Source organism: Streptomyces sp. NPDC037389, assembly GCF_040636475.1.
GTDB classification, from domain to species: domain Bacteria; phylum Actinomycetota; class Actinomycetes; order Streptomycetales; family Streptomycetaceae; genus Streptomyces; species Streptomyces hesseae.
Window position 1 is genome coordinate 496636 of sequence record NZ_JBEZUS010000003.1, and the last position, 22703, is coordinate 519338.

General features: G+C 71.3%; 22 protein-coding genes. 6 read left to right on the forward strand and 16 right to left on the reverse strand.

Features of this window, described 5'->3' with window-relative positions; genetic code table 11:
• Positions 1-12: 12 nt before the first annotated feature.
• Positions 13-1347, forward strand: a complete 1335-nt coding sequence (locus AB0E98_RS08970; protein WP_361700208.1) for a hypothetical protein — start codon at positions 13-15, stop codon at positions 1345-1347.
• A gap of 94 nt (positions 1348-1441) precedes the next feature.
• Here AB0E98_RS08970 and AB0E98_RS08975 read toward each other — a convergent pair whose 3' ends face one another.
• Positions 1442-2656: an NADP-dependent malic enzyme gene (locus AB0E98_RS08975; RefSeq protein ID WP_361700210.1), complete on the reverse strand. Its 1215-nt coding sequence runs from the start codon at positions 2654-2656 to the stop codon at positions 1442-1444.
• Between the two features lie 589 nt (positions 2657-3245).
• On the opposite strand from AB0E98_RS08975, the gene AB0E98_RS08980 reads away from it, so the two are divergent.
• The 3 genes from AB0E98_RS08980 to AB0E98_RS08990 all read left to right on the forward strand — a co-directional run bounded on the left by AB0E98_RS08980 (position 3246) and on the right by AB0E98_RS08990 (position 6320).
• On the forward strand, positions 3246-4214 hold the full coding sequence (locus AB0E98_RS08980; protein WP_361700213.1) for an ABC transporter substrate-binding protein: 969 nt from the start codon (positions 3246-3248) through the stop codon (positions 4212-4214).
• Between the two features lie 463 nt (positions 4215-4677).
• Complete coding sequence (locus AB0E98_RS08985) at positions 4678-5562, forward strand: amino acid ABC transporter permease (RefSeq protein WP_361700541.1); 885 nt, start codon at positions 4678-4680, stop codon at positions 5560-5562.
• Entirely contained in the window at positions 5559-6320 is a 762-nt protein-coding gene (locus AB0E98_RS08990; RefSeq protein ID WP_361700216.1) for an amino acid ABC transporter ATP-binding protein, read from the forward strand. Before AB0E98_RS08985 ends, AB0E98_RS08990 begins: the two co-directional genes overlap by 4 nt.
• Before the next feature lie 224 nt (positions 6321-6544).
• On the opposite strand, the gene AB0E98_RS08995 is transcribed toward AB0E98_RS08990, so the two are convergent.
• The 11 genes from AB0E98_RS08995 to AB0E98_RS09045 form a co-directional block, all read right to left on the reverse strand.
• Positions 6545-7645 (reverse strand): ionic transporter y4hA, encoded by a 1101-nt coding sequence (locus AB0E98_RS08995; protein ID WP_361700218.1) that lies wholly within the window; start codon positions 7643-7645, stop codon positions 6545-6547.
• Between the two features lie 231 nt (positions 7646-7876).
• Entirely contained in the window at positions 7877-9070 is a 1194-nt protein-coding gene (locus AB0E98_RS09000) for a saccharopine dehydrogenase NADP-binding domain-containing protein (RefSeq protein WP_361700220.1), read from the reverse strand.
• Between the two features lie 66 nt (positions 9071-9136).
• Positions 9137-9916, reverse strand: coding sequence for a hypothetical protein (locus tag AB0E98_RS09005; RefSeq protein WP_361700222.1), 780 nt, complete (start codon positions 9914-9916; stop codon positions 9137-9139).
• A 64-nt stretch (positions 9917-9980) separates the two neighbouring features.
• Positions 9981-10778, reverse strand: a complete 798-nt coding sequence (locus AB0E98_RS09010) for a 3-hydroxybutyrate dehydrogenase (protein WP_361700225.1) — start codon at positions 10776-10778, stop codon at positions 9981-9983.
• 16 nt (positions 10779-10794) lie between these two features.
• Entirely contained in the window at positions 10795-13158 is a 2364-nt protein-coding gene (locus AB0E98_RS09015) for an Orn/Lys/Arg decarboxylase N-terminal domain-containing protein (RefSeq protein WP_361700228.1), read from the reverse strand.
• A gap of 133 nt (positions 13159-13291) precedes the next feature.
• Positions 13292-13522, reverse strand: coding sequence for a hypothetical protein (locus AB0E98_RS09020; protein WP_229356369.1), 231 nt, complete (start codon positions 13520-13522; stop codon positions 13292-13294).
• Between the two features lie 122 nt (positions 13523-13644).
• The gene (locus AB0E98_RS09025) at positions 13645-14928 is read right to left on the reverse strand and encodes an MFS transporter (protein WP_361700232.1); all 1284 of its coding nucleotides are present in this window, start codon (positions 14926-14928) and stop codon (positions 13645-13647) included.
• Positions 14925-16187: a hypothetical protein gene (locus tag AB0E98_RS09030; RefSeq protein ID WP_361700234.1), complete on the reverse strand. Its 1263-nt coding sequence runs from the start codon at positions 16185-16187 to the stop codon at positions 14925-14927. Before AB0E98_RS09030 ends, AB0E98_RS09025 begins: the two co-directional genes overlap by 4 nt.
• 101 nt (positions 16188-16288) lie before the next feature.
• A complete protein-coding gene (locus AB0E98_RS09035) occupies positions 16289-16501 on the reverse strand; it encodes a hypothetical protein (protein WP_361700237.1) in 213 nt (70 codons plus the stop codon).
• 210 nt (positions 16502-16711) lie between these two features.
• Complete coding sequence (locus tag AB0E98_RS09040) at positions 16712-17953, reverse strand: S8 family peptidase (RefSeq protein ID WP_361700240.1); 1242 nt, start codon at positions 17951-17953, stop codon at positions 16712-16714.
• 651 nt (positions 17954-18604) lie between these two features.
• On the reverse strand, positions 18605-19027 hold the full coding sequence (locus tag AB0E98_RS09045; protein WP_361700242.1) for a hypothetical protein: 423 nt from the start codon (positions 19025-19027) through the stop codon (positions 18605-18607).
• A 125-nt stretch (positions 19028-19152) separates the two neighbouring features.
• On the opposite strand from AB0E98_RS09045, the gene AB0E98_RS09050 reads away from it, so the two are divergent.
• On the forward strand, positions 19153-19404 hold the full coding sequence (locus tag AB0E98_RS09050; RefSeq protein WP_361700244.1) for a hypothetical protein: 252 nt from the start codon (positions 19153-19155) through the stop codon (positions 19402-19404).
• A gap of 9 nt (positions 19405-19413) precedes the next feature.
• On the opposite strand, the gene AB0E98_RS09055 is transcribed toward AB0E98_RS09050, so the two are convergent.
• Both AB0E98_RS09055 and AB0E98_RS09060 read right to left on the reverse strand, forming a co-directional pair.
• The gene (locus AB0E98_RS09055) at positions 19414-19695 is read right to left on the reverse strand and encodes a hypothetical protein (RefSeq protein WP_361700246.1); all 282 of its coding nucleotides are present in this window, start codon (positions 19693-19695) and stop codon (positions 19414-19416) included.
• Positions 19692-20435, reverse strand: coding sequence for an HNH endonuclease family protein (locus AB0E98_RS09060; protein WP_361700248.1), 744 nt, complete (start codon positions 20433-20435; stop codon positions 19692-19694). The genes AB0E98_RS09055 and AB0E98_RS09060 overlap by 4 nt, the downstream gene beginning before the upstream one ends.
• Before the next feature lie 207 nt (positions 20436-20642).
• On the opposite strand from AB0E98_RS09060, the gene AB0E98_RS09065 reads away from it, so the two are divergent.
• Positions 20643-21176 carry a DinB family protein gene (locus AB0E98_RS09065; protein ID WP_361700250.1) on the forward strand — a complete coding sequence of 178 codons (534 nt, stop codon included), beginning with the start codon at positions 20643-20645 and terminating at the stop codon, positions 21174-21176.
• A gap of 37 nt (positions 21177-21213) precedes the next feature.
• Here AB0E98_RS09065 and AB0E98_RS09070 read toward each other — a convergent pair whose 3' ends face one another.
• Entirely contained in the window at positions 21214-22011 is a 798-nt protein-coding gene (locus tag AB0E98_RS09070) for an ABC transporter permease (RefSeq protein WP_361700252.1), read from the reverse strand.
• Between the two features lie 7 nt (positions 22012-22018).
• Positions 22019-22624 (reverse strand): ABC transporter ATP-binding protein, encoded by a 606-nt coding sequence (locus AB0E98_RS09075; RefSeq protein ID WP_361700543.1) that lies wholly within the window; start codon positions 22622-22624, stop codon positions 22019-22021.
• Positions 22625-22703: the final 79 nt, after the last annotated feature.

Consider the following 22703-nt stretch of genomic DNA (forward strand, 5'->3'; position numbering starts at 1 on the left):
CGAGGGGAAATGATGCGTCACTTCAGACAGGTCGCCGTGGTGACGACGGTATTGGGGAGCTTCGTCGCGGCACTGCCCGTCACCACGGCGGCGGCCGCCGAGGACCGGGCGCGACCGCGTACCGAGCGGGTGAACACCGCCTCCGACGGCACCCAGGCGAACGCCGAGAGCATCGGCGCGCGGATCAGCGCCGACGGCCGCTTCGTCACCTTCGAGACCGGCGCCACGAACCTCGTGCCCGGCGCCACCGAGCCGATGCGCCGCGTCTACGTCAAGGACCTGCGCGGCGGCCGCACCGAGCTCGCCAGCGTCGCCTCCGACGGAACCCCCGCCGACAGGTCGTCGTGGACGACCTCGATCAGCGGCGACGGCCGGTACGTCGCCTTCGACTCCGAGGCCAAGAACCTCGCCCCGAACCGCAATCCGGGCGACCACTACGACGTCTTCGTCCGCGACCGGGTCACGGGCCGCACCGAGGTGCTCGTCGAGAACAAGGGCACCAGGCCCGCGCACAGTTCGTCCCCGTCCATCAGCGCCGACGGCCGCTATGTCGCCTTCTCGTCCGACCGGGACGACCTCGTGCCCGGCGACACCAACGGCCAGACGGACGTCTTCGTCCGCGACCGGCTGCGGGGCACCACCACACGGGTGAGCGTCACGAGCGACGGCGCCCAGGCCGACGGCTTCTCCGTCTCCCCGGTGATCAGCGCGGACGGCGGCAAGGTCGCCTTCCTGAGCCTGTCCGACCTGGTCGCGCCGCCCGGCGAGGAGAAGGCGCTCCAACGGCCGCGCGCCAGGGGCCTCTACGTCCACGACCTGCGCACCGGCCGCACCCAGCGCGGGGCCCCGGCCCTCGACGGCGGGGGCGTGGCGGTCGACGGCGACTTCGCGCTGAGCCCCGACGGCCGGTACTCGCTCTTCTCGTCCGTCTCCGACGCCGTGGTGGAGAACGACACCAACGGCAAGGCCGACGCCTTCGCCACGGACCTGCTCACCGGCGTCACCCGGCGCGTCAGCGTCGCGGCCGACGGCTCGCAGGCCGACAACAGCTCGTACCGCGGCGCGGTCATGAGCGCCGACGACCGGCATGTGTTCTTCATGTCCCTGGCCGCCAACCTCGTGCCCGGTGACACCAACGGCGTCGAGGACGTCTTCGCCAAGGACCTGGTGACCGGCGCCGTCGAGCGCGTCAGCGTCGCCGCCGACGGCTCCCAGGCGAACGGCTGGTCCGACGGCCCGAGCGTCGACCTGGCCGGGCGCGCGCTCGTCTTCGGCAGCACCGCGGACAACCTCGTGCCCGGCGACACCAACAAGGTCTTCGACGCCTTCGTCCGCCGGATCCGATAAGCGTCCGGTGACGGCACCCGCCCATGACGAAGGGCCGGTCCGGACCCCACGGTCCGGACCGGCCCTCTCGTACAGGCTCACACGAGGTGGGGCGTCAGCGTCGCGCGACGCCGTCCGCCCGCGCCGCCGCGGCCACGGCGGCGGTGACCGCCGGGGCGACCCGCTCGTCGAACGGCGAGGGGATCACCTTGTCCGCGCTCAGCTCGTCCGCCACCACGGCGGCCAGCGCCTCGGCCGCCGCGATCTTCATACCTTCCGTGATCCGCGAGGCCCGCACCTGAAGGGCACCCGCGAAGATGCCGGGGAAGGCGAGGACGTTGTTGATCTGGTTGGGGAAGTCGCTGCGCCCGGTGGCGACGACGGCCGCGTACTTGTGGGCGACGTCCGGGTGGATCTCCGGGTTCGGGTTGGCCATCGCGAAGATCAGGCAGTTCTCGGCCATCTTCGCGACCGCCGGCTCCGGGACCGTGCCGCCGGAGACGCCGATGAAGACGTCCGCGCCGTCCAGCGCCGTCTCCAACGCACCCGACAGACCGGCCTTGTTGGTGAAGCCGGCCAGCTCGCGCTTGACGTCCGTCAGGTCGGTACGGTCGCCGGAGACGATGCCCTTGCGGTCGCACACGGCCACGTCGCCGATGCCCGCCTCCACCAGGATCCGGGCGATGGCCACACCGGCCGCGCCCGCGCCCGAGATCACCGCGCGCAGCTCGCCGAGCGTACGGCCGGTCAGCCGCGCGGCGTTGCGCAGCGCGGCCAGGGTGACGACGGCGGTGCCGTGCTGGTCGTCGTGGAAGACGGGGATGTCCACGCGCTCCTGGAGCTTGCGCTCGATCTCGAAGCAGCGCGGCGCGGAGATGTCCTCCAGGTTGATGCCGCCGAAGGAGGGCGCCATGCGCGCCACGGTGTCGACGAGTTCGTCGACGTCACGGCAGTCGAGGGCGATCGGGACCGCGTCCACGCCGCCGAACTGCTTGAAGAGGATGGCCTTGCCCTCCATCACGGGCAGGGACGCCTCGGGACCGATGTCCCCCAGGCCGAGCACCGCGCTGCCGTCCGTCACGACCGCGACGACCTGGGACTTCCAGGTGTAGTCGTAGACCAGTTCCGGCTGTTCGGCGATGGCGCTGCACACCTTGGCGACTCCCGGCGTGTAGGCGAGGGACAGGTCGTCCTTCCCCCGGAGGGGAACGGTCGCCTGAACCGCCATCTTGCCGCCACGGTGCAGCGCGAAGGCCGGATCGAAGAACTCTGCGCGAGCCCCTTCGTCCGTGCCGCTGTCGCTGCGAGGATTCACGATCTCCGCTGCCACTTTTCTTGACCCCTTTGTCGTAAGTGCAGATCGAGGGTAACCGCCTCTGGGTGTGGGAGGCGGGTCGGGCACATGTCCGAACCATGTCCGGACCCCGGACGGCGGATGACTTCCGTGCGACGGGGCGGTACGGACAAAGCGGGCGCGCCGCACATGCGCGCCCTGAGCCCCGGGTGAGGGGTGTAACTGGTCTTTCTACCGGAAGACCACTACGGCCGACGAGTGAGTTCCGGGCCCCGGTGGCGCGAACCCGACACGCGATCACGGCGGGAACGTGTCAACTGGTCCTGGACGCGACAAGGTGTCCACGAAGTGAGACGGTGCGGGCGTGACCTGCGTCTCGCGCCAGGAAGCCGATCAGAACAGACACAGCAGCCCAAGGGGTGCGAACCGACCGGTAACGAATGGGGATCACCCGTTATCCGATTTTGACATGGCTGGCCCCCCGAATGGGGCAGTCCGGATGGCAAGATGCGCACACCGCACAAGGTCGCGTCGTACGAGGAAGTGTGCTGCGACTTCTCCCGCGTTCTCACGTGATTGCCGAATTACCTGTCGTATACCCCCTCAACCGCAGGAGGAACGAGCAATGACCGCAAGCACCACCCCTCGCCCGGCTGCCGCCTGGAGTCGCTTGGCCGCCGTCGGCGCGATCGCGGTCGCCGGCACCCTGCTGCTGACCGGTTGCGGCGACCAGAGGAACAAGACCGGCAACGAGTCCGGCCAGTCGTCCGCCCAGGGCTCCTCGGCCCCGCTCTTCGCCAAGCTGCCGGAGAAGATCAAGAGCGCCAAGGTGATCAAGGTCGGGTCCGATATCGCCTATCCGCCCGTCGAGTTCAAGAAGGACGGCAAGACGGTCGGCATCGATCCGGACATCGCCGCGGCGCTGGGCAAGCAGCTCGGGGTCCGGGTCGAGTTCGACAACGGCACCTTCGACGCCCTGCTGACCGGATTGCGATCCAAGCGTTACGACATCGCTATGTCCGCGATGACGGACACCAAGGAACGGCAGGAGGGTCTCGACTCCAAGACCCACAAGAAGGTGGGCGAGGGCGTCGACTTCGTCGACTACTTCAACGCCGGTGTCTCGCTCTACACCAAGAAGGGCGACACCAAGGGCATCAACGGCTGGGACGACCTCTGCGGCAAGAAGATCGCGGTCCAGCGCGGCACCGTCTCCGAGGACCTGGCGAAGTCCCAGTCGGAGAAGTGCGAGAAGGACGGCAAGGACAAGATCGGCATGGAGGCCTTCGACAACGATCTGGAGGCCCAGACCCGGCTGCGGGCCGGCGGTGTCGACGCCGTCTCCAGCGACTTCCCGGTCGCGGCCTACGCGGTGAAGACCTCGGGCGGCGGCAAGGACTTCGAGATCGTCGGGGACCAGGTGCAGGCCGCGCCGTACGGCATCGCCGTCGCGAAGGACAACGCCCAGCTGCGCGACGCCCTCAAGGAGGCGCTCGACGCGATCGTCAAGAACGGCGAGTACGAGAAGGTCATCAAGACCTGGGGCGTCGATGCGGGCGCCATCAAGGAAGCGAAGATCAACGGCGGTTCCTGACCTTCGTCTGTCCCTTCGTTTGTCCTGGCTGTCCCCCTCCTCGTATGGCAGACGCTGAAAGGCACCCCCAGTGACTGATTCCCCCGACAAGCCCGACAAGGCGTCCGAGCCGGACAAGGCGACGGAGCCCGCCGAGACGTCCGAGCCGGACAAGGCGACGGAGCCCGGCGAGGCCGAGAAGTCCGGCACGCCCGAGCCGGAGCAGAAGTCCCCGGCCGACAAGGCCGACAAGGCCGACAAGGCCGACAAGGCACCCGAGCCCGCGCCCGAGAAGAAGGCCTCAGCCGAGAAGGCCCCGGCTGCCGAAAAGGTCTCGACCAAGAAGCAGGCGTCCGCGGACAAGGACCCCGTGGACCCGGGCGACGACCCCGCCGACCCGGACCCGGACCCGGCCGACCCGCCGGCCGATCCCCCGGCCCCCACCGGCAAGGCAAGCGCCGGCGCACCCGTCGAGCCCGAGGCGATCAAGGCCGTCCCGGTCCGCCACTACGGCCGGTGGATCGCCGCCGTCCTCGTGCTGGCCGTCCTCGGCCTGCTGGTGAACGCCTTCGCCTCGGCGAACGTCCACTACAGCGCCATCCCGGACTACATCTTCGACTCGTCCGTCATCTCGGGCCTCGGCAAGACCGTCCTGATCTCGCTGCTCGCGATGCTGCTGGGCCTGGTCCTCGGCATCGTCCTGGCCGTGATGCGACTGTCGAAGAACCCGGTGACATCAGCGGTCTCCTGGCTCTACATCTGGTTCTTCCGGGGCACCCCGGTCTACGTCCAGCTGCTGCTGTGGTTCAACCTGGCGCTGATCTTCCCGTACATCAACCTCGGCCCGATCTACCGGGACGAGATGAGCGACTTCATGACCCCCTTCATGGCCGCGCTGCTCGGCCTGGGGCTCAACGAGGCCGCCTACATGTCCGAGATCGTGCGGGCCGGCATCCAGTCCGTCGACGAGGGCCAGACCGAGGCCGCCCACGCGCTCGGCATGAGCCAGGGCAGGACGCTGCGCCGGATCGTGCTGCCGCAGGCGATGCGCGTGATCGTGCCGCCGACGGGCAATGAGTTCATCAACATGCTCAAGACCTCGTCGCTGGCCGCGGCGGCGGCCCAGTACCTGGAGCTGCTGCGCTCCACGTCCGACATCGGGCAGACGACCGGTGCGACAGTGGAGATGCTGTTCCTCGCCGCCACCTGGTACCTCATCCTGACCAGCGTCTTCAGCGTCGGCCAGTTCTATCTTGAGCGGCGCTTCGCCCGTGGCGCGCTGCGCAGCCTGCCGCTCACCCCGTGGCAGAAGGTCAGGGCCAACCTGGCGGCCTTCGGCAACCGTTCCAAGGGAGGCGTCAGCGCATGAACGCGATGGTGAAGGCGCAGGGCGTCCACAAGTCCTACGGCGCCGTGCAGGTCCTCAAGGGCATCGACCTGGAGGTCGCCCCGCGCGAGGTGTTCTGTCTCATCGGCCCCTCGGGTTCGGGCAAGTCCACCTTCCTGCGGTGCATCAACCACCTGGAGAAGGTCAACGCCGGCCGGCTCTACGTCGACGGCGAGCTCGTCGGCTACCGGCAGAAGGGCGACAAGCTCTACGAGCTCAAGGACAGCGAGGTCGCCCAGAACCGCCGTGACATCGGCATGGTCTTCCAGCGCTTCAACCTCTTCCCGCACATGACGGCGCTGGCCAACATCATGGAGGCGCCGGTCCAGGTCAAGGGCGAGACGAAGGCCGTGGCCCGGGAGCGCGCCCTGAAGCTCCTCGACCGCGTCGGCCTCGCCGACAAGGCCGGCAACTATCCCTCCCAGCTCTCCGGCGGCCAGCAGCAGCGCGTGGCCATCGCCCGGGCGCTGGCGATGGAGCCGAAGCTGATGCTCTTCGACGAGCCGACGTCGGCACTGGACCCGGAGCTGGTCGGCGACGTCCTGGACGTCATGCGGGGCCTGGCCGAGGACGGCATGACGATGATCGTGGTCACCCATGAGATGGGCTTCGCCCGGGAGGTCGGCGACTCGGTCGTCTTCATGGACCAGGGCGTCGTCGTCGAGTCGGGCCACCCGAGGGATGTGCTGACCAACCCCCAGCACGACCGGACGAAGTCGTTCCTGTCCAAGGTGCTGTAGCAGCGGGCGGGCGCGGCGAGGGAGGGGCGGTACGGCACGCGTCCGTGCCGAAACGGGAGATCACGGTGCCGCAGATGGCGGGGGAGACGACCAGCAGGAGCAGCGGGCAGCCCGCGGCCGCGGCGCCGCCCCTCCGCCCCCCCCCCCCCCACCGCGGGCGGGGGGGGGGGGGGGGGGGGGCGGGGGGGCGCCCCCCCCCCCCCCCGCCCGCCCCCCCCCCACGGTCAGGGGGTGACCGCGAGCTCGATGTAGGCGGCCAGGAGCGAGAGGTGGAGGCCGCCCTGGAGCACGGTGGCCCGGCCCGGGATGACGGTCAGGGTCCCGACGACGACGGTGAGGGCGAGCAGCACCATATGGGTGGCGCCCAGGCCGAGGACGAGCGGGCCCTCCAGCCACACCGAGGCCACCGCGACGGCGGGGATGGTCAGCCCGATGCTGGCCATGGCCGAACCCAGGCCGAGGTTGAGGCTGGTCTGGACGCGGTCGCGACGGGCGGCGCGCAGGGCCGCGATCGTCTCCGGGAGGAGCACCAGCAACGCGATGACGACGCCGACGACCGAGGCGGGCAGGCCGGCCGCCGCCACGCCCGACTCGATGGTGGGCGAGACGCCCTTGGCCAGCCCGACCACCGAGACCAGGGCGACGCCCAGCAGACCGAGGCTGACCAGGGCGACGCGGGTCGACGGCGGGTGGGCGTGGTCGTCGCCGTCGATGACCACGCCCTCGGCGGTCACGGGCAGGAAGTAGTCGCGGTGGCGCACGGTCTGGGTCGCCACGAACAGGCCGTAGAGGATGAGCGCGGCGGTCGCGGCGAAGACGAGCTGGGGCGGGGAGAACCGGGGCCCCGGGGTACTGGTGGTGAAGGTCGGCAGGACCAGGCTGAGGCCCGCGAGCGTCGTGACGCTCGCGAGGGCGGCGCCCGTGCCCTCGGCGTTGAACACCGCCACCCGCCGCCGGAGCGCGCCCACCAGCAGGGACAGTCCGACGATGCCATTGCAGGTGATCATGACGGCGGCGAAGACGGTGTCCCGGGCCAGGGAGCTGCTCTTCTCCCCACCGTCGGCCATCAGCGTGACGATGAGCGCCACTTCGATGATCGTCACCGCGACCGCCAGGACCAGTGACCCGAACGGTTCACCGACCCGGTGCGCGATCACTTCCGCGTGGTGCACGGCGGCGAGGACCGCTCCGGCCAGACAGCAGCTGACCAGGACGACCATCCCGACGGACAGTGACCGTCCCCAGGTCATGGCCAGCACGACGGCGGCCACGACGGGCACGACGGCGGGCCAGTGAGTGACGGGCAAGCGGAAGCGAGTAGTCATGCGCCAAGCTTCGCAGATGACCCGAAAACCCGACCAAGGCGGATTCATCTCACCATCACCGAGCGAACCGGCCATGAGCCGGATAAATTGGACGGAGGCTCCCCTGGAGAGGAGGCGTCATGTCGTCGAAGCGCCGTCGCAAGAAGAAACAGCGCCGCAAGCACGCGGCCAACCACGGCCGCCGGCCCCAGTGCTGAGATAAGGCCCGGCGGCCCCGGCCCGGGGGCCGCGTCAGCGCGCGTGCCTGACGCGGTACGGGAGGCCGGCCGCCGCCAGCCGTTCCAGCAGCGCGTCACCCATCGCCACGGCGGGGGTGACCTGACCGGACGTCGTCGGCAGGTCGTCCAGCGCCAAGCACAGGGACGCCTCGGCGAACATCTTCGCGGTCTCGCCGTAGCCCGGGTCACCGCCCGTGAGCTCGGTGAACACCCGTCGTCCGCCGCCTTCCCCGACGAACCGCAGCCGGAACCAGCCGCGGGCCCGCAGGCGCGCGTCCGGACCGCGCCCCGGCTCGTACCGCGCCGTCAGCCATGACCTGACGGGCGGCACCTGAGCGAGGGCCGCGACCGTGCCCACCGCGACGGGCCCGGCCAGCGCCATCGGCAGGGTCTTCACGGACGCGTAGTGGCGGTAGCGGAAGTCCGGGCCGTAACGTTCCAGCGCCTCGGCCGAGCGCCGTACGACCACCGGGTCGAGCGTGGGCAGCGGCAGCGCCCAGGTGCCCGTCTCCTTGCTGAACCGCGGCGGCCCCAGCGGCGCCCTGACCAGCCGCCCGGCCGGCCGGGGCTCGTACCGCAGCCGCTCCCGGGCCGCGGCAGCCGCCTGGGGCCGCCGGGAGAGGATCGTCAGCGACGAGGCGAGCGTACCGCCGGAGATCAGGCCCATCGCCCGGACGAACCCGTCGACCGTCAGCGGTACGCCTTCCGGGAGCTGCCGCACGGTGAAGTACGCCCCCAGGTCGTGCGGCAGCGAGTCGAAGCCGCACGCGTGCACGAGCCGCGCGCCGGTCTCCCGGGCCCGCGCGCCGTACCGGACGAACATCAGGTCCACGAACTCCGGCTCGCCCGTGAGGTCCGTGCAGTCGGTGCCCGCCTCCGCGCACGCGGCCACCAGTTCCTCGCCGTAGCGGATGTACGGTCCGACGGTCGACGCGACGACGTGCGTGGACTCCGCGAGCGCCCGCAGGGCCACCGGGTCGGACGCGTCGGCCGTCACGATCCCCAACTCGGCGGCCCGCGCCGGGTCCACCGCCGCCAGCCGTTCCCGCAGCCGTTCCAGCTTCGCCCGGTCGCGCCCGGCGAGCGCCAGCCGGCAGGTTTTCGGCGCGTGTTCCAGCAGGTACTCGGCGGTGAGCTCGCCGACGAACCCCGTCGCTCCGAAGAGCACGACGTCGTAGGGCCGTTGGGGCCCGTCCTGTCTGTTCATGGCGCCTCCGTCTCCCGGGTCCGGGTCACTCTAGACGGTGTGCGCCCGGGCGGGCATCGGCCGCGCTCAGCCGCGCACCCGCACGCCGTAACGATTCCGCAGGACATACAGCTCCCAGCAGGAGACGGCGGTGACGGACGCCGGTCCGCCGAGAAACGCCGCGATCCGTACGGCCAGGGGGCCGTTCGGCAGTCCGTCGCCGAGCTGGACGAGGTTGAGCACCCACACCAGGACGGCCGTGAGGACGGCGGGCAGCGCGGCGTGGACGTCGGCGGTGTTGAAGGCGTAGCGGGCGGCGGCGCCCGAGGCGAAGAAGAGGAAGGCCGCCGCCCACACCAGGACGGGGATCCCCACCACCAGGGTGACCAGGTAGACCAGCATCTGGGCGAGGTAGTAGTCGTCGAGGACCTTCGCGAGGAAGGCGAAGCCGATGACGGCGCCGACGGCCACGGCCGGCGCGCCCAGGAACCAGGCGATGGCCCTGAGCGGATAGCGCAGCCGTGCGCGCAGCAGCGGCCGGTGGGGCGGCGGCGCGTACCAGATGAAGCCCGCGACGACGAGCGGGCCGACCAGGATGAGGACCAGCGGCGCCAGGAACAGTCTGGTGAACCCGTCCTCGGCCACCGCGCTCCAGCCCCCGTCCACGCCGTAGACGGATATCAGCAGAAACGTCGTCAGCGCGCCGATGACCGCGCGTGCCTTCTGGACGCGGTTCACGACCGGGTCGGTCACCCGGCCGGGTCCGGAGTTGGCGAAGATGGTGTGCGCGACCGTGCGGGCGTTGGTCACTATCCCCAGACAGCCGTGGCCTTCCTCCGCCGCCGTCGGTCGCTGTCGCTCCGTCATGAACATGTCCTCCCCGTAAAGATCTTCGGGGAGTTTATCCGGGGCTTACGTCACCCTCGCGCGGTCAGTGGGCGGTCCAGCCGCCGTCCATCACCAGGGTGGTACCGGTGATGAAGGAGGCGTGCGGCGCGCAGAGGTAGGCGACGGCCTCGGCCACTTCCTCCGGCTCGACGAGCCGCTTGAGCGCCGTGTCGCGCAACAGGACGTCGGTCAGGACGTCCTCGACGGACAGGGAGTGGGCGGCGGCCTGGTCGGCGAGTTGTTTCTCCACGAGGGGGGTGCGGACGTAGCCGGGGCTGACGCAGTTGGAGGTGACTCCGTGGGGGGCGCCTTCGAGGGCCACGGTCTTCGACAGCCCTTCGAGGCCGTGTTTGGCGGTGACATAGGCGGACTTGTACGCGGAGGCGCGCAGTCCGTGGACGGAGGAGATATTGACGACGCGGCCCCAGCCCCGCTCGTACATGCGCGGCAGGGCGCCTCTGATCAGCCGGAAGGGGGCTTCCAGCATGATGGTGAGCATCGTGTGGAAGGCGTCGGGCGGGAAGTCCTGGACGGGGCGGACAAGCTGGATTCCCGCGTTGTTGACGAGGATGTCGGCGCCGGCGGCGGCCTGTTCGGCGGCGTCGAGGTCGGCGAGGTCGAGGACGACGGCCTCGACGGTTCCGGGCGACCCGGACGCCCGTCGGGCGAGCCCGTCGAGGCCGGCCGCGTCGCGGTCCAGCGCGCGGACATGGGCTCCGGCGGCCGCGAGCCGTAAGGCGCAGGCCGCCCCTATGCCGCTCGCGGCTCCGGTGACGAGCGCGGTGCGGCCGTGGTGGCCGGGGGTGCCGGGCGGGGGTGCGGGCAGGGAAGTGGCGGTCATACCCGCACCCTAGGTGTCAGGGAGCGGGGATGTCCTCGTCCTGACGTACGCACTCGATCGCGTAGTCGCCGGTCTCGTCGTCCACCGTGACGCCGTGGGTCTCGCTGCGGAAGCCGGGGAAGCGGCGGTCGAAGGACTCCAGCGCGCCGAGGTAGCGCAGCAGGGGGCCGTCGGCGGCGCCGATGGACTCGCCGGGCATCAGGACCGGGATGCCGGGCGGGGTGACGGTGACCATGGCCGCGGCCACGCGGTCCGCCGCGTCGGCGACACGGACGCGCTCGGTTCCCTGGCGGATCAGGCGCTGGTAGCACCACTGGGGCGGGACGACCGGGCGCGGCAGCTCCTGGAAGGCGGTGTCGAGGAGGCCGACGAGGTCCGCGTCGCGCAGGTGACCGTGCATGGACCGGCACAGTTCGCGCAGGGTCGTGCCGGTGTACCGGCGGGGGTATCGGTCCACCAGGCCGGGCAGGACGCGGTCGAGGGGCGCGTCCTCGTCGTGGAGCGCCTTGAAGTCCATCAGGGCGTCCAGCAGGGTGCCCCACTTGCCCTTGGTGATGCCCATGGAGAAGAGGATGAGCGTGGTGTAGCTGTCGGTCTTCTCCACGACGATGTTGCGGGTCGCGAGGTAGGCCGTCAGGATCCGGGCCGGGATGCCCCAGTCGGCCCAGGTGCCGGTGGCGTCGATACCGGGGCAGGTGACGGTGACCTTGACCGGGTCGAGCTGGCAGTAGTGGTCGGCGAGGCCGGGGAAGCCGTGCCAGTCGGCGCCCGGTTCGAGCTGCCAGCACGAGGCGTGCGAGCGCAGCAGCTCGGTGGGGGCGTCGGCGAAGTCGTAGCGCTCGCCGGTCGCCGGGTCGGTGACGGCCGGGGGCTGCCAGGCGCCGAAGAACCAGGCGGGGCGGTCGCCCGCCGCCGCGACGCGCCGTCCGGTGCGGGCGACGGCCTGGCGGAAGCGGATCGCCTCGGTGACGGCCTCGTCGACCAGCCAGTGGCCCTGCGGGCCGTCCATCATCCCGGCCGCCACGTCGAGGGAGGCGATGGCCGGGTAGAGCGGTGAGGTCGTGCCGTGCATCATGAACGCCTCGTTGAAACGCTCGTGTTCGACCGGTGCCCTCGATGAGGGCTTGAGGTGCACCATCGCGCTCTGCGACAGCGCCGCCAGCAATTTATGGGTGGACTGGGTGGAGAAGACCGTGGGGCGGTCGGGCCCGTCGAAGGTGTCGGGGCCGACGGACATCCCGTAGCGGCCCGCGTAGAGGGGGTGGAAGCGCGCGTAGGCGAACCACGCCTCGTCGAAGTGGACGCGCGGGGTGCTGGGGGCGAGTTCACGGGTGACCCGGATCGCGTCGTAGCACAGGCCGTCGTAGGTGGAGTTGGTGAGGACGGCGTATTCGGCGTGGGGTGACACCGCGCCCGAGGTGAGCGGGTTGCGGGCGATGCGGCCGGCCACGGACGCCGCCCCGATCTCCTCCGGGGGCAGCGGACCGGCCAGTCCGTAGCCGTTGCGGGTGGGCACGAGATAGACCGGGCGGGCACCGGAGAGGACGAGTCCGTGGAGGACGGACTTGTGGCAGTTGCGGTCCACCAGGGCGATCTCGTCCTGGGCGACGCAATAGTGGCCGACCATGCGGTCGGCGGTGGAGTTGCCGTGGAGGACGAAGTAGGTGCGGTCGGCGCCGAAGATCCGGGCGGCGTTGCGCTCGGCCTCGCCGATCGGGCCCGTGTGCTCGAAGAGCGAGCCGAGCTCCTCGACCGAGATCGACAGGTCGCTGCGGAAGAGCCGCTCCCCGTAGTGGTCGAAGAAGGCACGCCCGACGGGGGACTTCAGGAAGGCCACACCTCCGGCGTGTGCCGGGGTGTGCCAGGAGTACTCGTGGGCGTCGTCGAAGCGGCGCAGCGCCTTGAAGAACGGCGGGAGGACCGACTGGCGGTAGGCGCGCGCCGCGCCGGCGATCCGCCCGGCGATGAACGCCGGGGTGTCCTCCAGCGGCCAGACGTAGCCGACGACGGTCTCCGCCACCCACAGGGGCAGCCGCTCGAATTCGTCGTCGGCACCGTCCGTCATCACCAGGAGCACGGGCAGGTCCGTAAAACGCCGCCCGATCTGGCGCAGCACCGCCGCGCCGCCCGTCTCGTCCCCGTCCTTCTCCCCCGGCTTCCCCGGGCTCCGCTTCCCCGGCGGGAGGTCCCAGGCCACCACGGCGGCCGCCAGTCCGGCCTCCGTCCGCAGCACCGCCCGGGCGTCGGTCCCGGTGCGGGCCCAGCGCGCTTCGAGGCCCTGCGCCTCCACCTCCTCGCGGATCCTGCGCAGTTGTCCGCCCGCGGCGCCCGCGCCGAGCGGGTCCTCGTCGAGCGCGAACAGCACCGTGCCGCCCACCATGACATCCCCCGTCTGTTGAGATGATCTGCCTGTCCGGACCACGGCAGTGTGCTGGCGGTGTCCGGCCGTCGGCGCTCCTCCGGCGGTCAAACCACTCTCCGGGGCGATTTCGCGCGGCACGGCGCGGGGTGGGTCAGGAGCGCCGCATGGCCAGCTTCCCCACCACCCAGTGGCCGCACCGGGCGCACTCGGGCGCCCCTTCCCAGCTGTACGGGGGCATCACCGGCAGGTCGTGCATACGGAAGCACTCCCTCTCGAAACCGCTCGACGTCGCACAGCGGACCACCTCGTACTCATGGGTCCAGCTGAGTCCACAGTGCGCGCACGCGAACTCGACGACGTCTATGCCCTTGTCCGCATTCATCCGCACCCCTCCGGCCTTGGTGACGCACACATCCGGCCATCATCGGGCCGCGCACTCGGGGTGTGAACAAAGGGCGGGGCAAGGGGGCGCCGGGAATCCGTCCAGGTCTTGCCAAGGGGTGACTATCCCCGCGCCGGGGCGCCTCCGCCGCCCGGCGCCAGCAGGGCCACGGCGCTGATCGCGCAGGTCACGGCGGCGTAGTAGGCGGGGATGCCGGTGTTCCCGGTGCGCTCGACCAGTTCGGTGACGATCAGGCCGGCGCAGCCGGAGAACACCGCGTTCGCCAGCGCGTAGGACAGCCCGAGGCCGGTGCAGCGCACCCGGGACGGAAACATCTCCGCCAGCATCGCCGGGCCCGGCCCCGCCATCGCGCCGACCGCCGCTCCGGCGAGGAGGAGCGCGGCGGCCTTCGCCGCGGTGGGGGCGGTGGCACTCTGGAGAAGTGTCAGCAGGGGGAAGGCGAGCAGGACGACGAGTGCCGCGCCCGCGGCCATGACCGGGCGGCGGCCGACGCGGTCGCTCAGTGCCCCGGCGGGCAGGACGGCGGCGGCGAAGCCGAGGTTGGCCAGTGCGGTGGCGGTCAGGGCCTGTTGGAACGTGGTGCCCACGGTGTGCTGGAGATAGGCCGGGAGGACCACCAGGAAGGTGTAGCCGGCCGCCGCCCAGCCCATGATCCGCCCGATGCCGATACCGATGGCGACGGCCCGGAGCGGCCGGGGCAACTCCTCCGGTACGCCGTCGGCCGCCGGGCCGGCCGTGGCGATGCGCCGGAACTCCGGTGACTCCTCCAGCGTCAGCCGCGACCACAGCGCCACCGCGCCGAGGGGAAGCGCCAGCAGGAAGGGCACCCGCCACCCCCACGTGGTCAGCGCGTCCGGTCCGAGCACCGCCGCCAGCGCGGCGGCGAGTCCCGCTCCGGCCAGCAGGCCCAGGGCGACCGTGCAGGACTGCCACGCCCCGTAGAGGCCGCGGCGGCCGGGCGGGGCGTTCTCGGTCAGCAGTGACACCGCGCCGCCGAACTCGCCGCCGGCGGACAGGCCCTGGAGCACCCGCGCCCCGGTCAGGAGCCATGGCGCGGCGGCGCCGAGCGTGGCGTACGTGGGGAGCAGCCCGATGAGGGTGGTGGCCCCGGTCATCAGCGCGAGCGCGAGGACGAGGGCGGGGCGTCGCCCGAGCCGGTCCCCGACGCGGCCGAACAGCGCCGCGCCCACGGGGCGGAAGAAGAAGGCCAGGGCGAAGGACGCGTACGTCCTGATCAGCCCCTCGGCGCCGCCCGTCGTTCCGTCGCCGCCGAAGAAATTGGCGGCGATGACCGTGGCCATGTATCCGTACGCCCCGAACTCGTACCACTCGATGAAGTTGCCCACCGAGCCCGCGAGCAGGGCGCGTCGTGCTTCCGGTCTCACGGCTCCCGGCAGGTGGTGCGGGGCTGTCCGAGGTGGGTGATCAGCCGGTCGAGGGCGGCGCGGTGGCCGGGAAGGGCGAAGTGGTCGACGCCGGGGTTGTCGGTGAGGGTGAACCGGTGGCAGGGCATCGACCGCCAGGCCAGGACCGCCTCGTTGGTGATGTCCTCCTGGTTGCCGTCGCCGTCGCGGGTCAGAAGGGCCTTGGTGTCCAGGACCTGTCCGGGGGTCAGTCCGGCGAGGCGTGCCCCCACGGTGGTGGGCAGGCCGGAGCCCTTCTCCGCGAAGACGTCGACGCCGGGGAAGGAGCGGGGGCCGGTGAACTCCACCAGGCCGATGTAGTGGTCGGCGAGCTCCTTGGCCATGGGCAGGCGGGCGTCGGCGAAGAGCCGCGGGTAGTCGCGGGGGGTGTAGGAGCGTCCGGTGGAGGTGTCCTGGACGACGACCTCGCGGTCGCCGAAGACGGCGGGGTCGGCGGCGCTCATATAGGTGGAGGGCGCGCTCAGGTACATCAGGGCACTGCTGCGGGCGTTCTCCGCTGTCTTCGGGGTGCCGAAGTCCTGAATGTCGAGGCCGGTGAACATCGTCGCGTAGAGCAGGCCCTGGCCCGGGATGTTGCCCGCGAACGAGGTGAAGCCGTGGAGGTATTTGTCCCGCCAGGCGCGGGTGGTGTGCGTGAGCAGGTACTGGACGTAGAGCGGGCCGTTGGAGTGCCCGGCCAGGTGGACGGGCCGGTCGCCGTTCTCGCGGTAGGCGTCCTCGACGAGCCGGCGGGTCCGCTCCAGGAAGCCGTCCAGGTCGGGGGTGAGCCGGGGGTCGTAGCCGGCGACGCGGATGTCGTGGTCGCGCCGGTATCCGCTCGCCTCCAGGGCCCGGTACAGCGGCTCGTAGGCGGGCGCGCTGTCCGTCCTGCCGTAGCCGGCGACGCGGACGTCGACGCCGGGCGGGTAGGAGAAGCGCGCGGGCATCGGCTTCGCCGGGTCCGGGTCGTAGTGGAGGGTGAGCAGCCGGTCCTGGCAGACCTGGCTGAATTCCGTGCTCGGGTGGTCGTTGGCGAACCAGCTCCCGAAGCTGCCGGAGCGCGGGCATCCGGGGGCCGTGGTCTGGCCGTCGACGGTCACCTCGAGTCTGGTGAGGCCGTAACCGGGGAAGAACACGACCGGGGTTCTGCCGGGCGGCGGTGAGGCGCCGGCCGCGCCCGGGAACACGGCCAGCGCGATCACCGCCGCGATCACGATCCGAAGCCAGGATTTGACGAGCATCCGATCCCCACCCCTCACAAGGTCATGGCCGGCCCGACAGCGCGGTCCACCCTAGCCATGGCCTGTGCTTCGTGAACTCCCTTTTCTCCTTTCCGCCTTCGTCACCGGCAGGTTCTCGGCCGGGACCGCGAGCCGAGGACGGTCGCCACCGTCCCGATGAGCCCCAGCGCCTCCGGGCTCAGGCCCGGGGAACAGACGGCGACGACGATGACCACGACCACGACGGTCAGCGCGTCGTATACCTGATCGGCGAGCGGGTGGCGACGAGGCGCACACCGCCGAATCCACTGAATCTGCCTGCCCTTCACGATCACTCCCCTAACTGTCGTGACTGGGTTACCGACGGAACCATGACGTTTCCGCTTAATGGAACTGTGCAGGCTGAAAGGGTGGTCAATCAAATACAAAGCGAATTAGTCACCCTTGTGTCGCAATCCGAAAGGGAAATTAACTCTCAGGTGGGTATGCGCAGCCGCCCCCGGCCGGGGTGACCGGCCGGGGGCGACAGGGGTGGCGCGGGACCGCTACTGAACGACCTTCAGGAGCTTGTTGGGGGTACCCGCACCGGGGTTGGCAATCTTGTCGGGGGTGGCGCCCTGGGTCAGGGCGCTCGCCACCTGCTCCGGGGTGGCGTCCTTGTGACCCGCGAGGTACAGCGCGGCGGCACCCACGACGTGCGGGGTGGCCATGGATGTGCCGGAGATGGTCTTGGTGCCGGAGTCACTGTCGTTCCAGTCGGACGTGATGTCCGAGCCGGGGGCGTAGAGGTCGACGACGGCGCCGTAGTTCGAGAAGTCCGACTGCTTGTCGTCCTTGGTGCTGGAGGCGACGGTGATGGCCTCCTTCACCCGGGCCGGGGAGCCCTGGCCGGCGTCGGTGGACTCGTTGCCCGCCGCGACGGCGAAGGTGACGCCCGACGCGATGGCCTTCTGGACGGCGGCGTCGAGCGCCTCGTCCGCGCCGCCGCCGAGGCTCATATTGGCGACGGAGGGGCCCTTGTGGTTCTTGGTGACCCAGTCGATGCCGGACACGACCTGCTCGGTGGTGCCCTGCCCCTCGGCGTTCAGCACCCGCACCGCCACGATCCTGGCCTTCTTGGCCACGCCGTGCGCGGCACCGGCGATGGTGCCCGCCACGTGCGTGCCGTGGCCGTTGCCGTCGTCGGCCTTGTCGTTGTTGTCGACGGCGTTGAAACCGTACGAGGCGCGACCGCCGAAGTCCTTGTGGCTGATGCGCACACCGGTGTCGATGACGTACGCGGTGACGCCCTCACCGGCGCTGTCCGGGTAGGCGTACTTCCCGTCGCCCTTGGTCTCGGTCTGGTCGATCCGGTCCAGCCCCCAGGAGGGTGGGGCCTCCTGGGTGGCCTTGACGGTGAAGCGGTGGTTCTGGACGACCTTGGCGACGGCGGGGTCGGCGGCGAGCCGCTTCGCTCCCTTCAGGTCGAGGCCGCTGGCGGAGAAGCCGTGGACGGCGGAGGTGTACGTACGCTCCAGCTTGCCGCCGTACCGCTCGGCCAGGCCCTTGCCTTCGGTGGAGACCGCGTGGGCGTCGGCGCTCTTCGCCACGCCCTTCGCGCCGTCCTTCAGCAGAACGATGTAGCTGCCGTCGACGGCGTCCTTGGAAGCCGTTCCGAAGACGGTGCCTTCCGCGGGCGCACTCGCTCCTGCGGGCAGGGCCAGCAGGGTGGCTCCGGCGGTCACGGCCGCGGCGGTGGATATCGCCAGGACCAGACGCCGTTTGCCGGTGCGCTTGTGGGCTGCCATAACGAGGGTTCCTCCTCGTGGAGTTGTGGGGGGGCGGTCGCGCGTTCGGTCACGCGACACACCCGAGGCGAACACGGATTCGCTCCGGGTGATCCAAAACCCTGGCAGCCTTGACGCGCTCAGATCAACACCGATCCGAGATGTGTGGCATACGCAACATTCTTGCGTAACTACAAACAGCAAGGAACGCAGGCAAGTTGGACAGCCACTCCTGATATCGGCTGTCACGTTTTACATCGCCGACACAGACAACTCATCTCTTCCGCACGTGACTTGTCCGCCGCCGTCCTGTCGCCGGAATAAACCTCTTAAGGGGGCGCTCGGCCATTTTTCCGCCCATCGGAGGAATACGGCCGCGAACACGGCTGTACACACGCTCGGTTGTGCAGGCTGTCTCCGTGACGGGATGGCGAAGAGCAGCACATGCGGGGGTGTTGGCCGCGCTCGCCGTGTTCGCGCCGGCGGGCGAGGCCGCCGCGGACGACGGCGGCGCGCACGCCGCGCTCGGCGACACATCGGTGACGGCGGTCCTCCACCACCTGCCGAACCCGCTGGCCCTGCTCCCGCACCCGCCGACCCATGTGACCGCGTCGCTCCTGGGCGGCGCGGTGAACGCCGAGGTCATCGACAGCGGTACGGGGTGTCTGAACGTCAACGCGCAGGTTCCCGGCGCGAATGCGGACGCGGAGGTGTGGCTGCGCTGCCGCAAGCCGAGACCGCCGGCTCCTGCCCCTCCGGCGCCCGCACCACCGGCCCCGGCGCCACCCGCTCCCGCGCCTCCGGCACCCGCGCCGCCCGCACCGGCACCTCCTGCGCCCGCACCACCGGCTCCGGGCGCGCCATCAGCCCCCGGCACACCACCGGCTCCGGGCGCGCCTCCGGCGCCCGCCCCACCGGCTCCCGCGCCGCCCGGGCCCGCTCCCCCGGCGCCGGGCGCCCCGCCTGCACCACCGGCACCACCCGCTCCCGCGCCTCCGGCCCCGGGCACACCACCGGCCCCGGCGCCACCCGCTCCCCCGGGCGCCCCGCCCGCTCCGGCGCCACCCGCGCCCGCGCCGCCGGCGCCAGCACCACCTGCCCCACCGGCCCCCGGCACACCGCCCGTTCCGGGCGCCCCTCCGGCGCCGGGCGCCCCCGCGCCCGTACCTCCGGGGGTGCCCGCCGCACCCGCCGCGCCCGGGCCAGGGGCGCCGGGCAACGTGCCCGTCAACAACGCGGCCCCGCGCCCGGCCCCCGCACCGCCGCCGCCCGCGCCCGCCCCTCGCGCCCCGGCACCGCCGCCGCGTCCGGGGTTCCCCCCAGGGTCCGTCCATCACGGTCTCGTCAAGGCGCTGGGCAAGAAGGCGGTGCACGGCTTCCCTCTGGTCACGCTCACCCTGCTGATCACGGCCCCGGCCGTGCTGGCCGCGGCGCTGCTGCGGCCGCGTTCGGCCAGCGCGCGGCGCCGCTGACCTCACGCGTCAGCGCGGCACCTCCGCCGCGCCCCCGGCGCGGACGGCCGCCAGGACCGCGTCGTGGAAGGCACGCAGCCCCCCGGGCGGCACGGCCCGGGGGCCGCCGGTGAGCGTGTACCACTCCTCGGCACCGGTGTACTGCACGCGGACATCCGCCAGCCCGTCGGGGCGCCGCGCCGTGACCACGGTGAGGTCGCCGGTGACGACCCCCACGTCGTCGGTCATGGCACCGCCGGGGCCGGCGGTCACCTTGTCCTCGTAGTGCTCCTGGCTCGCTTCTGCGTTCATGACGTACATGTATCCATCATCTTGGTGAGCATGCCTCGCTCCTCCTCGGTGACGCTCAGACCGTAGGTGGACTTCACCGAGGTCCACGCCCGGCCGTAGAAGCACCAGGCGCTCTTCGCCGGCGGCTGCCACTGGTCCGGGGACTGGTCGCCCTTGGACCGGTTCGAGCCGGCGGAGACCGTGAGCAGCTGCGGGTGCGTCAGGTCGTTGGCGAACGCCTTGCGCCGGTCGTCGTCCCACTTGTCGGCGCCCGAACGCCAGGCGTTGGCCAGCGGCACGATGTGGTCGATGTCCACCTGACCGGCCTTGTCGGCGGTCTTGTCGTCGTAGAGGCTGTGCCAGTTCCCGGCGACGGCCCGGCACTCCCCGTCCCGCTTCACGCCCTTGCCGTCCCGTTCCAGGACCGTCTCACGGGTGTCGCACTTGTTGCCCTGCTGGGCCCAGTGGGGGAACCTGGAGCGGCTGTAGCCGGACATCGAGTGCGGCTTCTCCACCTTCAGAGCGGCCAGTTGCTTACGGGCGTCGCTCGTCGCCGGGAGCCCCGGCAACGGGTCGCCCGCGCGGTTCTTCCCCTCGCCCGAGGGCACCTTGGACGCCGATGCCGACGCGGCGGCCGAGCGCGACGGGGAGACGGACGACGAAGCCGCGTCACCGGACTTGCCACCGCAACCGGCGAGGGCGGCCCCCACCGTGCACACGGCGACCACCAGCGCCCCGACCCGCCCCTGACGAAGACTCATCCCTCAACAACCCCTTCGGTCACAGCACACACATCCGACATAACGTTCGATCCTACGTGCAGGCCAACCACCGGGGAGACCTGCCCCGCCAGTCAACAGGCAAGCCGAACTCACCCGGACGGACCAATGACGCCCGCCCCTCCCCGATCGTGTGAATCCGTCGCCGGGGCCCGGTGCCGTGCGCGGGGGCATCCTCACAGTGGGGTGATGACGCCATGGGAAGAGGACGAGGAACGGGCCGCCGGGGTCGTCGGATACGCCACCGCCCAGCTGGAGCACACGCGGGAGTTGCTCGGCATGCTCAGCGACGCGCAGTACGTGTGCCCGCCCCGTGAGGCCGGCAGTTGCGTCGCCGGTCACGTACGGCACTGCGTGGACCACTACACGGCGATCCTGGCCGGTGCGGGCGGCGGCACGGTCGACTACGACCGGCGGAAGCGCGGTGGTGTGCTGGAGACCGACCGGGGTGCCGCGCTCGCACGGCTGGCCGATGTCTCCGCCCGGGTGGCCGCGGTGGTACCGGCGGATCTCGACCGGCCCGTGGACGTGCTCAGTGTGGTGGACGCGGCCGGCACGGTCGTCCGGACGCGCTCCACCGTGGGGCGGGAGCTGCTGTTCGTCGCGCACCACGCCGTCCACCACCTGGCGGTGATGGTGCCGGTCGCCCGCGCCCTGGGGGTGACCGTTCCCGTGGAGTTCGGGTACGCGCCCGCGACGCTCGCCTACCTCCGGCGGGCCTGAACCGCCCGGACCGGCGGGGTCCCGCGCGCCCCGGCGGTCAGCCGAAGAGGGCCGGCCTGCGGTCGCGGGTCTGCCGGTGGAAGGCGATCCCGGCGACGACGACGGCGCCGAGGAACCACAGCGGGCCCAGTAGCAGGTAGAAGACCGGGAAGGAGTCCCGGAAGCCCGCCGTGACCGCCGCCTGCATGGCCCCGTAGGACGGCAGGTACCGGACGATGTCGTTGTCCGCGATCGGATTGGCGATCGGGCTCTGGAGACCCGTGTCGATGATGCTGGTCATGATGATGAGCAGCATGCCGGCCAGTTCGCCGCGCAGCGTCGCGCCGAGCATCACCCCGAAGCCGCCGTAGGTCAGGGCGCCGGTGGCCAGGGCGAGGCCGAGCAGCCAGGGCTGCCGGGGGTGCCAGTAGCAGCAGACCACGGCGGTGGCGTAGGCGCTGGTCAGCACGGACGCGATGAGCAGCGCGGCGAGCTTGGCGGCGATCAGGTGGGCGCGGGGGTAGCCGGCCATGGCGAGCCGGTGGTCGAACCGGCCGGCTGTGAAGGTGACCGAGAACATCATGAAGCCGACGATCAGGGTGACGGCGTTGAGGGCCCCGGAGATGTTGCTGATGTTGTTGCCCGGCGCGGTGATCGTCTCGTTGGTCGCGCGCAGCAGGAACCGGGCCTCGGCGGAGGTGATCACCACATGGCCGAGGGAGATCCACAGCGGGAGGTAGAAGAGGACGAGCACGAGGGCGAGGCGGTTGCGGGAGTGTTCGAGCAGCGCGTAGCGGGTGGCGGTGGAGAAGTACGTCCAGGTGGAGGTGGAGGTTGATCCGGAGCCGGCGCGCACGGCCGGCTCACCCGGCCCGTCGCGCGTCGTCGGCGAGCCGTCCGGCGTCGAGCCGCCACAGGTCGTCGAACCGGCTGGTGTCGTAGGCGATGTGGGTGACGACCAGGCAGGACCGCCCCGACGCCCGGAGCTGCCCGGCCAGTTCCCAGAACCGCTGGTAGGCCTCCCAGTCGAAGCCCTGGTAGGGCTCGTCCAGGAGCAGCAGGGGCGGGTCGTGCATCAGGGCGAGGACGAGATTGAGCTTCTGCTGGGTGCCGCCGCTGAGCGTGCCGATCCGGTGGCGGCGGTAGTCGGCGAAGCTCAGGGTCTCCAGGAGTTCATGGGCGCGGTCAAGGCTGGGCAGGCCGTAGGCGACGCGAAAGAGTTCGAGGTGCTGTTCGACGGTGAAGGCGGGGTTGAGCACGGTCTCCTGCGGGCAGTAACCGATGCCGCCGGGGCCCTTCACCACGCCCCGGTCGGGCCGGAGCCGCCCGGCGAGGATGCGCAGCAGGGTCGACTTGCCGGACCCGTTCTCGCCGACGACCCCGGCCAGGCGGCCCGCCCGCAGCTCCATGTCGACGCCGCGCAGCACACGGTGCCTGCCGTATGCCTTGTGGACGTCGTGGACCTCCAGAAGCAGCCGCGCGTCAGTCATCGCTCCCATCCCTACCACCGGGGCGCCGCCCCCGGCGGTAGCCGGTCGGCCGGGGGCG

What these genes read in the sequence shown, in the direction of transcription:
- AB0E98_RS08970 (WP_361700208.1), top strand. Translation starts at nt 13, where the DNA reads ATGCGTCACTTCAGACAGGTCGCCGTGGTGACGACGGTATTGGGGAGC.
- AB0E98_RS08980 (WP_361700213.1), top strand. Translation starts at nt 3,246, where the DNA reads ATGACCGCAAGCACCACCCCTCGCCCGGCTGCCGCCTGGAGTCGCTTG.
- AB0E98_RS08990 (WP_361700216.1), top strand. Translation starts at nt 5,559, where the DNA reads ATGAACGCGATGGTGAAGGCGCAGGGCGTCCACAAGTCCTACGGCGCC.
- AB0E98_RS08995 (WP_361700218.1), bottom strand. Translation starts at nt 7,645, where the DNA reads ATGACTACTCGCTTCCGCTTGCCCGTCACTCACTGGCCCGCCGTCGTG.
- AB0E98_RS09000 (WP_361700220.1), bottom strand. Translation starts at nt 9,070, where the DNA reads ATGAACAGACAGGACGGGCCCCAACGGCCCTACGACGTCGTGCTCTTC.
- AB0E98_RS09005 (WP_361700222.1), bottom strand. Translation starts at nt 9,916, where the DNA reads ATGACGGAGCGACAGCGACCGACGGCGGCGGAGGAAGGCCACGGCTGT.
- AB0E98_RS09010 (WP_361700225.1), bottom strand. Translation starts at nt 10,778, where the DNA reads ATGACCGCCACTTCCCTGCCCGCACCCCCGCCCGGCACCCCCGGCCAC.
- AB0E98_RS09015 (WP_361700228.1), bottom strand. Translation starts at nt 13,158, where the DNA reads ATGGTGGGCGGCACGGTGCTGTTCGCGCTCGACGAGGACCCGCTCGGC.
- AB0E98_RS09020 (WP_229356369.1), bottom strand. Translation starts at nt 13,522, where the DNA reads ATGAATGCGGACAAGGGCATAGACGTCGTCGAGTTCGCGTGCGCGCAC.
- AB0E98_RS09030 (WP_361700234.1), bottom strand. Translation starts at nt 16,187, where the DNA reads ATGCTCGTCAAATCCTGGCTTCGGATCGTGATCGCGGCGGTGATCGCG.
- AB0E98_RS09040 (WP_361700240.1), bottom strand. Translation starts at nt 17,953, where the DNA reads ATGGCAGCCCACAAGCGCACCGGCAAACGGCGTCTGGTCCTGGCGATA.
- AB0E98_RS09055 (WP_361700246.1), bottom strand. Translation starts at nt 19,695, where the DNA reads ATGAACGCAGAAGCGAGCCAGGAGCACTACGAGGACAAGGTGACCGCC.
- AB0E98_RS09060 (WP_361700248.1), bottom strand. Translation starts at nt 20,435, where the DNA reads ATGAGTCTTCGTCAGGGGCGGGTCGGGGCGCTGGTGGTCGCCGTGTGC.
- AB0E98_RS09065 (WP_361700250.1), top strand. Translation starts at nt 20,643, where the DNA reads ATGACGCCATGGGAAGAGGACGAGGAACGGGCCGCCGGGGTCGTCGGA.